The sequence below is a fragment of the Buchnera aphidicola str. Ua (Uroleucon ambrosiae) genome, from assembly GCF_000225465.1.
GTDB classification, from domain to species: Bacteria; Pseudomonadota; Gammaproteobacteria; order Enterobacterales; family Enterobacteriaceae; genus Buchnera; species Buchnera aphidicola_B.
On sequence record NC_017261.1, the window covers coordinates 1 to 7,689 of the forward strand.

General features: G+C 25.6%; 7 protein-coding genes. 6 read left to right on the forward strand and 1 reads right to left on the reverse strand.

Translation table 11 applies throughout. The features are described 5' to 3' along the window. Nucleotides 1-314 precede the first annotated feature (314 nt). Complete coding sequence (gene repA / locus BUAMB_RS02920) at nt 315-1,166, reverse strand: plasmid replication initiator RepA (protein WP_014500269.1); 852 nt, start codon at nt 1,164-1,166, stop codon at nt 315-317. A gap of 247 nt (nt 1,167-1,413) precedes the next feature. Here repA (BUAMB_RS02920) and BUAMB_RS02925 point away from each other — a divergent pair, with 247 nt between their 5' ends. The 6 genes from BUAMB_RS02925 (at nt 1,414) to leuD (ending at nt 7,689) form a co-directional block, all read left to right on the forward strand. Beyond that, nucleotides 1,414-1,917: a TIGR00645 family protein gene (locus BUAMB_RS02925; protein ID WP_014500270.1), complete on the forward strand. Its 504-nt coding sequence runs from the start codon at nt 1,414-1,416 to the stop codon at nt 1,915-1,917. 146 nt (nt 1,918-2,063) lie between these two features. Then, on the forward strand, nt 2,064-2,807 hold the full coding sequence (gene repA / locus BUAMB_RS02930; protein ID WP_014500271.1) for a plasmid replication initiator RepA: 744 nt from the start codon (nt 2,064-2,066) through the stop codon (nt 2,805-2,807). Between the two features lie 140 nt (nt 2,808-2,947). Then, nucleotides 2,948-4,498, forward strand: a complete 1,551-nt coding sequence (leuA, locus tag BUAMB_RS02935) for a 2-isopropylmalate synthase (protein WP_014500272.1) — start codon at nt 2,948-2,950, stop codon at nt 4,496-4,498. A gap of 47 nt (nt 4,499-4,545) precedes the next feature. Then, on the forward strand, nt 4,546-5,637 hold the full coding sequence (leuB, locus tag BUAMB_RS02940) for a 3-isopropylmalate dehydrogenase (protein WP_014500273.1): 1,092 nt from the start codon (nt 4,546-4,548) through the stop codon (nt 5,635-5,637). Nucleotide 5,638: 1 nt separating this feature from the next. Further along, nucleotides 5,639-7,057 carry a 3-isopropylmalate dehydratase large subunit gene (leuC, locus tag BUAMB_RS02945; RefSeq protein WP_014500274.1) on the forward strand — a complete coding sequence of 473 codons (1,419 nt, stop codon included), beginning with the start codon at nt 5,639-5,641 and terminating at the stop codon, nt 7,055-7,057. Nucleotides 7,058-7,059: 2 nt separating this feature from the next. Then, nucleotides 7,060-7,689 (forward strand): 3-isopropylmalate dehydratase small subunit, encoded by a 630-nt coding sequence (gene leuD / locus BUAMB_RS02950; protein WP_014500275.1) that lies wholly within the window; start codon nt 7,060-7,062, stop codon nt 7,687-7,689.

The window sequence follows — 7,689 nt, forward strand, 5'->3', positions numbered from 1 at the left end:
TCTTTTTAAAATAATAGCGAAAATTTTTTAAAAAATTTTCGCTATTTTTTTTTATGTTTATATATTTTTTTATTTATTTTTAATACATTGTTATTTTGCATTTATTACATAAGACGCATTAATAAAAAAAGTCCATGTGCATTTATTGAAATTTTTTATAAAAAATTAATAAAATTAAAAAAAAATTTTATTTAAAAATAAAAAAAAAAATAATTTTTAATATAAAGATATAATATATTGAATATTTATGATTTTAAAAAATAGGGGTAGGGTACGTAAAAAACGTATTAAAAAAATTTTTTAAAAAAAAATTTTTAAGTATCTGAATATCTGTTTGTTGCAATTTTTCTTAAATAGGAATAACTAATATTAACCTGTTTTTTTAATCCGTTAGGACCTAGTTTTGTTAACTCACTGATAGAATATTTAGCTACTAGTGCACGAAGAATAGTTTGTCTTGCTTCTTTTTCATCTAACGCAATTAAACGTTGAGCATTTCTTCTCTTTTTATAAAAAGCATGTTTAGATATCCTATATTTAACAATATTTTTTATTTGTATATCTTGAGAACGTCTTTTCGCATCAACCATTGTTATTGGTTGTAAGCCTTTATCAATAAGATTTTTATTTATCCATCCTAATTGTTGTTTTTTAGCGTTTATTAGTTTATTTTCAGAAATATCAAACAACTGAAAAAATAATGGAGTAAGGGTAATAATTTTAGGCATATAATTTCCTAATATTTTATCCCATTTTTTCTTACAAGTAACAAAACCCATTGGTTCCATAAAATGAGTAATTAATCTAGATGCTCGTGTAATAGATTTATTTCCTGCTTTAGATAATGTAGATAAACCACATTCATCAGATAATTGTTCAACAGATGCTTGAACTAAATCTGAAGAAATATTGAAATGATAAATCATAGCTAAAACCATAGCTCTCATAGCACATGCACGATGTTCATTCAATCTTCTAAATCTTTTTTTTGGAAATTCAATTTTAATTTTTTTAATCTGAAGGATATAATTTAATTCGCATCGAGCTACATCTATTGTTTCAGCTCTTTTCATAGCATAACGAATAAATGCAGGGCGTGGTTTATTACCTTTAGGAGGCGTAAAAAAGGGATTGGGATTATTAATATAATGTTTTCTTGATATCATAAAATGATACCTATAGTAGATTAATTAGATTGTTGAAATAAATATTAATATTTAAAAATTTTCAGAATATATAACTTTACTTTTATTTTTTTTTATGAATAAATATGATTTAATCTATTTTTAACATAGATTTTAATTATTTTCAATAATAAATTATTAAAATTTTGATGACAAATAAATTTTTAAAAACAAATTATGTATAAAAAAAAATAATATAGTATATTTAAAAAAAATATAGGAAAAAAAAATGGAAAAAATGATTGAAAGAGGGATATATGCTTCTCGTTGGTTAATGTTTCCTGTCTATATAGGATTATCTTTTGGTTTTGTATTATTAACATTAAAATTTTTTCAACAAATTTTATTTATCATGCCAGATATTGTTGATATATCTGAGTCTGGATTGGTTTTAGTTGTTTTATCATTAATTGATATTGCGTTAGTAGGTGGTTTATTGGTAATGGTTATGTTTTCTGGTTATGAAAATTTTATTTCTAAAATGGACATACAAGATAATCAAAAAAGATTAGGATGGATGGGTACGATGGATGTAAATTCCATAAAAAATAAAGTCGCATCATCAATAGTAGCAATTTCTTCTGTTCATCTTTTGCGTCTTTTTATGGAAGCAGAAAAGATATTAGATAATAAAATTATATTATGTGTTATAATTCATTTAACTTTTGTTTTATCTGCTTTTGGTATGGCATATATTGATAAAATGAGTAAAAAACAACATCTTATTCGTTGATTTTTATTTAAAAAATTTATTTTTTTTAAATTTTTGTGTTTGTTAATTTTTAATTTTGAAAAATAAAGTATTAAATTTTATATTTATTATTTTGTTTAATTGAAAATTTTTCTTTTTAAAATTTTATTTTAATACAAGTATATTTAGTGTCTAGAAAAAATTACATATATAATCCCAAACCATTTTTTAATCCATCTAAAAATGAAAAAAAAAGATCTGCGTTTATTTGTTATGCAATGAAAAAGGCATCAGAAATAGATGTTGCTAGAAGTAAATTAAATTACACTTTGCTACCTGTAGATCCTAAAACTGGTAATGTTTTAATTCGATTTAGACGATTAAATGAACATCGCGCATGTGCTATGAGAGCTATAGTACTTGCTATGTTATATTATTGTGATATTAATTCTAAATTAGTTGAAGCTTCTATTGAAAAATTAGCAGATGAATGTGGATTATCTACTTTTTCAGAATCTGGAAACAAATCTATTACTCGTGCTTCTCGTCTTATAAGTGATTTTTTAGAACCGATGGGTTTTGTTAAATCTAAAAAAACAAATAATAAAATAATAAGTAATTATGCATCTAAAAAAATATTTTTGACACCTATGTTTTTTACATTATGCAATATTTCAGAAAAAAAAATAAATTATTTTTTATCTAAGCAAAAAAATGTATCTCAAAATATAGAAGATCAAAAAATATTTCTCTCTTTTTCAGATATAAAACTGATATCAAAATTAGATGAAAAAACAGCTAGAAAAAAAATTTTGAATGCTTTAATAAATTATTATACAGCCAGCGAATTAACTAAGATAGGTCCAAAAGGCCTCAAAAAAAAGATAGATATCGAATATAGTAATTTATGTAAGTTATATAAACAAAAATAACAATCACATTATACAATAAAAATTTCATAAGACATCGTTGTACAAAAAAATCATTTTTTTGTACAACGATGTCTTATGAAATTTTTATTGTATAATATAATGTTATTTAATAAACGTTTATTTTATCGAGAACAATTTTTATGAATTCTAAAGTTATTATTTTTGATACAACTCTACGTGATGGAGAGCAAGCATTGCAAGCTAGTCTCAGTGTTAAAGAAAAACTACAAATTGCATTATGTCTAGAAAAATCTGGAGTAGATATTATGGAAGTAGGATTTCCTATTTCATCTCCAGGTGATTTTAAATCTGTTCAAACAATATCTCAAAAAATAAAAAATAGTAGAGTATGTAGTTTAGCACGTTGTATAGAAAAAGATATTGATGTAGCAGGTGAAGCAATGTCTGCATCTAATTCTTTTCGAATTCATATTTTTTTAGCAACATCAACATTACATATGGAATCTAAACTAAGAAAAAACTTCAATGAAATTATAGATATGGCTATTTTTTCAGTCAAGAGAGCTTTGCGTTATACTGATGATATTGAATTTTCTTGTGAAGATGCAAGTCGAACTACAATTGATAATTTATGTCGTATTGTTGAAAAACTAATATCTTGTGGTGTAAAAACAATTAATATCCCTGATACTGTAGGATACACTATCCCAAATGAATTATCTTTTATCATTAAAAATTTATTTGAAAAAGTACCTAATATTCATAAATCTACTATTTCAGTACATTGCCATGATGATTTAGGAATGGCCGTAGGAAATTCAATATCAGCGATACAAGCAGGTGCTAGACAAATCGAGGGGACTATTAACGGGATTGGTGAAAGAGCAGGAAATACAGCATTAGAAGAAGTAATTATGGCTATTAAGGTAAGAGAAGATATTCTAGGTGTATCAACTAATATTAATCATAAAGAAATTTATCGAACTAGTCAAATCGTTAGTAGTATTTGTAATATGCCTATCCCATCTAACAAAGCTATAGTAGGTAGTAATGCATTTGCACATTCTTCAGGTATTCATCAAGATGGAGTGCTGAAAAATAGAGAAAATTATGAAATTATTGATCCTATCAGTATTGGTTTAAAAAAAGTAAAATTAAATCTTACTTCTCGTTCTGGAAGAGCAGCAGTAAAACATTACATGAATGAAATGGGTTATAAAGAAAATGATTATAATATTGATGAACTTTATACTGATTTTTTAAAATTAGCAGATAAAAAAGGTCAAGTTTTTGATTATGATTTAGAAGCATTAGCTTTTATTAATAAACAACAAGATGAATCAGAATATTTTAGTTTAAAATTTTTTAGCGTACAATCGATTTCTAATAATTTATCTACTGCATCAGTAACATTATTATGTGGTAAAAAAATATATACTGAAGCTTCTACTACTAGTAATGGACCAGTTGATGCTATTTATCAAGCCTTGAATAGAATTACACATTTTCCTATTGTTTTACAAAAATTTCAATTAGTTGCTAAAGGTAAGGGTAAAGATGCATTAGGGCAAGTTGATATTTTAGTAGAATATAAAAAACGTAAATTTCATGGTGTAGGTTTGGCTACTGATATTATGGAGTCTTCAGCTAAAGCAATGGTTAATGTATTAAATAATATATGGAAGGCTAAACAAGTTAATAAAAATTTAAAAAATTTAAAAAAACAATAATTATATTTTTATATTAATATTGATTTTTAAGAGAGAATATCTTTTTTATGAAAACAAAATATCGTATTTCGGTACTACCTGGTGACGGGATAGGTCCTGAAGTTATGCGAGAAGCATATAAAATTTTAAATATTTTAAAAAATCATTTTTCTTTACCTTTAGAAATAAAGGAATTTAATATTGGAGGTGCTGCTATTGATCAAGAAGGGGTAGCTTTACCAAAAAAAACATTGCTAGGATGTGAAAATTCAGATGCTATTTTATTTGGTTCTGTAGGTGGAAAAAAATGGGATCATCTTCCAATAGATAAGCGTCCTGAAAGAGCTTCTTTATTACCATTAAGAAAGCATTTTAATCTTTTTGCTAATTTAAGACCAGCTCAATTGTATTCAGAATTAAAATATTTATCTCCCTTACGTTCTGACATTATAAAAAATGGTTTTAATATATTATGTATTAGAGAATTAACAGGGGGGATTTATTTTGGAAAACCTACTGGTCGTTTAAAAAAAAATAATATTGAATATGCCTTTGATACTGAAATTTATTATGATTATGAGATTAATAGAATTGCTCATTTAGCTTTTCAATTAGCTCAGACTAGAAATTATAAAGTTTGTTCTATAGATAAATCAAATGTTTTAAATAGTTCTGTTTTATGGAGAGAAACTGTTCAAAAAGTTTCTAAAAATTATCCTGATGTTCATTTGTCTCATTTATATATTGATAATGCTACGATGCAAATTATTAAAGATCCTAATCAATTTGATATATTGTTATGTTCTAATCTTTTCGGAGATATTGTTTCTGATGAATGCGCTATAATTACCGGTTCAATTGGAATGTTACCATCAGCTAGTTTAAATGAAAAAAAATTTGGTTTATATGAACCTGCAGGTGGATCAGCACCTGATATAGAAGGTAAAAATATTGCTAATCCTATTGCTCAAATTCTTTCAGTTTCTATGTTAGTTAGATACGGTATGAATTTAAAAAAAATAGCAGATAAAATTGATCAATCTGTTATTTCTGTTTTAAAAAAAGGTTATAGAACAGCCGATATATCAAATAATAATAACTATTTAAAAACAAATGAAATGGGTGATGTTATTGCTAATACTTTAATTAGTGGTGAATAAAATGACAAGTAAGACATTATATCAAAAAATATATGATTCGCATGTTGTTTATGAAGATAAAAACGGGGAATCTATTTTATATATAGATTTGCATTTACTTCATGAAGTTACTTCTCCTCAGGCATTTGATGCATTGCGTAGTAAAAAACGTAAAGTAAGACAATCAAAAAAAACATTTGCAACTATGGATCATAATGTTTCAACAAAAATTCAAAGTATTAGTGCATCTGGATCTATGGCAAAAAAACAAATGGAGCAATTAATTAAAAATTGTCGAGACTTTAATATACCATTATACGATATAAATAATCCTAATCAAGGGATAGTTCATGTTATTGCTCCTGAAAAAGGGATGACATTACCAGGTATGACAATTGTATGTGGTGATTCTCATACATCGACTCATGGTGCATTTGGTGCTTTAGCTTTCGGTATTGGAACTTCAGAAGTTGAACATGTTCTTGCTACACAAACATTAAAACAAAAACGTTTTAAAAATATGAAAGTTGAAATTATAGGAAAAATTCCTAAATTTGTAACTGCAAAAGACATTATATTATTTATAATAGGACAATTAGGATCATCTAGTGGTACTGGTTATGTAATTGAATTTTGTGGAGATGTTATTAAAAATATAAGTATGGAAGAGAGAATGACCATATGTAATATGGCTATTGAAATGGGCGCAAAATCTGGTTTAATTGCGCCCGATGAAATTACATATAAATATTTAAAAGATAAAATTTATTCACCTTCTGGTTTATTTTGGGAAAAATCTTTAGATTATTGGAAATTTTTGAAATCAGATAAAAATGCACATTTTGATAAATGTATTACTTTAGATATTTCAAATTTAGCACCACAAATTACTTGGGGGACTAATCCCGATCAGGTTATATCAATTGATGAAAAAATACCAGATTATAATAATATAAATTCTCTATTAAAAAAAGAGTCAGCTAAATCTGCTTGTGAATATATGGGATTAAAGTCAAATACTTATTTAACAAATATTTCTATTGATAGGGTGTTTATCGGATCTTGTACAAATGCCCGTATAGAAGATCTAAGAGCTGCTTCAAAGATACTTAAAAATAGAAAAATTGCAAAACATGTAAAAGCAATTGTTGTTCCAGGTTCAGGATCAGTAAAAAGGAAAGCTGAACAAGAGGGTTTAGATAAAATCTTTATTGATTCAGGATTTGAATGGCGATTACCCGGTTGTTCTATGTGTTTAGGCATGAATAAAGATAGATTAAATTTCGGTGAACGTTGTGCTTCTACTAGTAATCGAAATTTTGAAGGTCGGCAGGGGAGAGGCGGTAGGACACATTTAGTAAGTCCTATAATGGCAGCTGCTGCTGCTATATATGGTAAATTTTTTGATGTTAGAAATTTATATAATAGTGAGAATAATTAAATATGTTTAAATTCATTGAACATACTGGTGTTGTTGTTCCTTTAAATTTTTCAAATATAGATACTGATATTATTATTCCAAAACAATTTTTAAAACATGTTAGTAAAAAGGGTTTGGGGAAATTTTTATTTCATGATTGGCGTTTTATTGATAGTAAACAATTGTTAAAAAATAAGAAATTTGTTTTAAATCAAAAAATTTATACTCATGCTAATATTTTATTAACTGGAGAAAATTTTGGATGTGGTTCATCAAGAGAGCATGCAGTATGGTCTTTGCTTGATTATGGATTTAAAGTTATAATTGCGCCAAGTTTTTCTGATATATTTTATAGTAACAGTTTAAATAACAAACTTCTTTTAATTAATTTAGAACAAATTAAAATTAATGTTCTTTTTGATTTTGTAAATTTAAATCCCGGTGCTAAATTTAAAATTAATTTAACTGATCAAAAAATTATTTTTGGAGAACAGGTATTTTACTTTCATTTAGAAGCTTCTCATCTTTTATATTTTTCAAGTAATTTAGATAATATTGATTTAACTATGAAACATTTAGATCATATAAAAAATTATGAAACACGAGTTCCTGATTTTATTTTAAACCGAAGAGTTTTTGAATCTAATAATTAA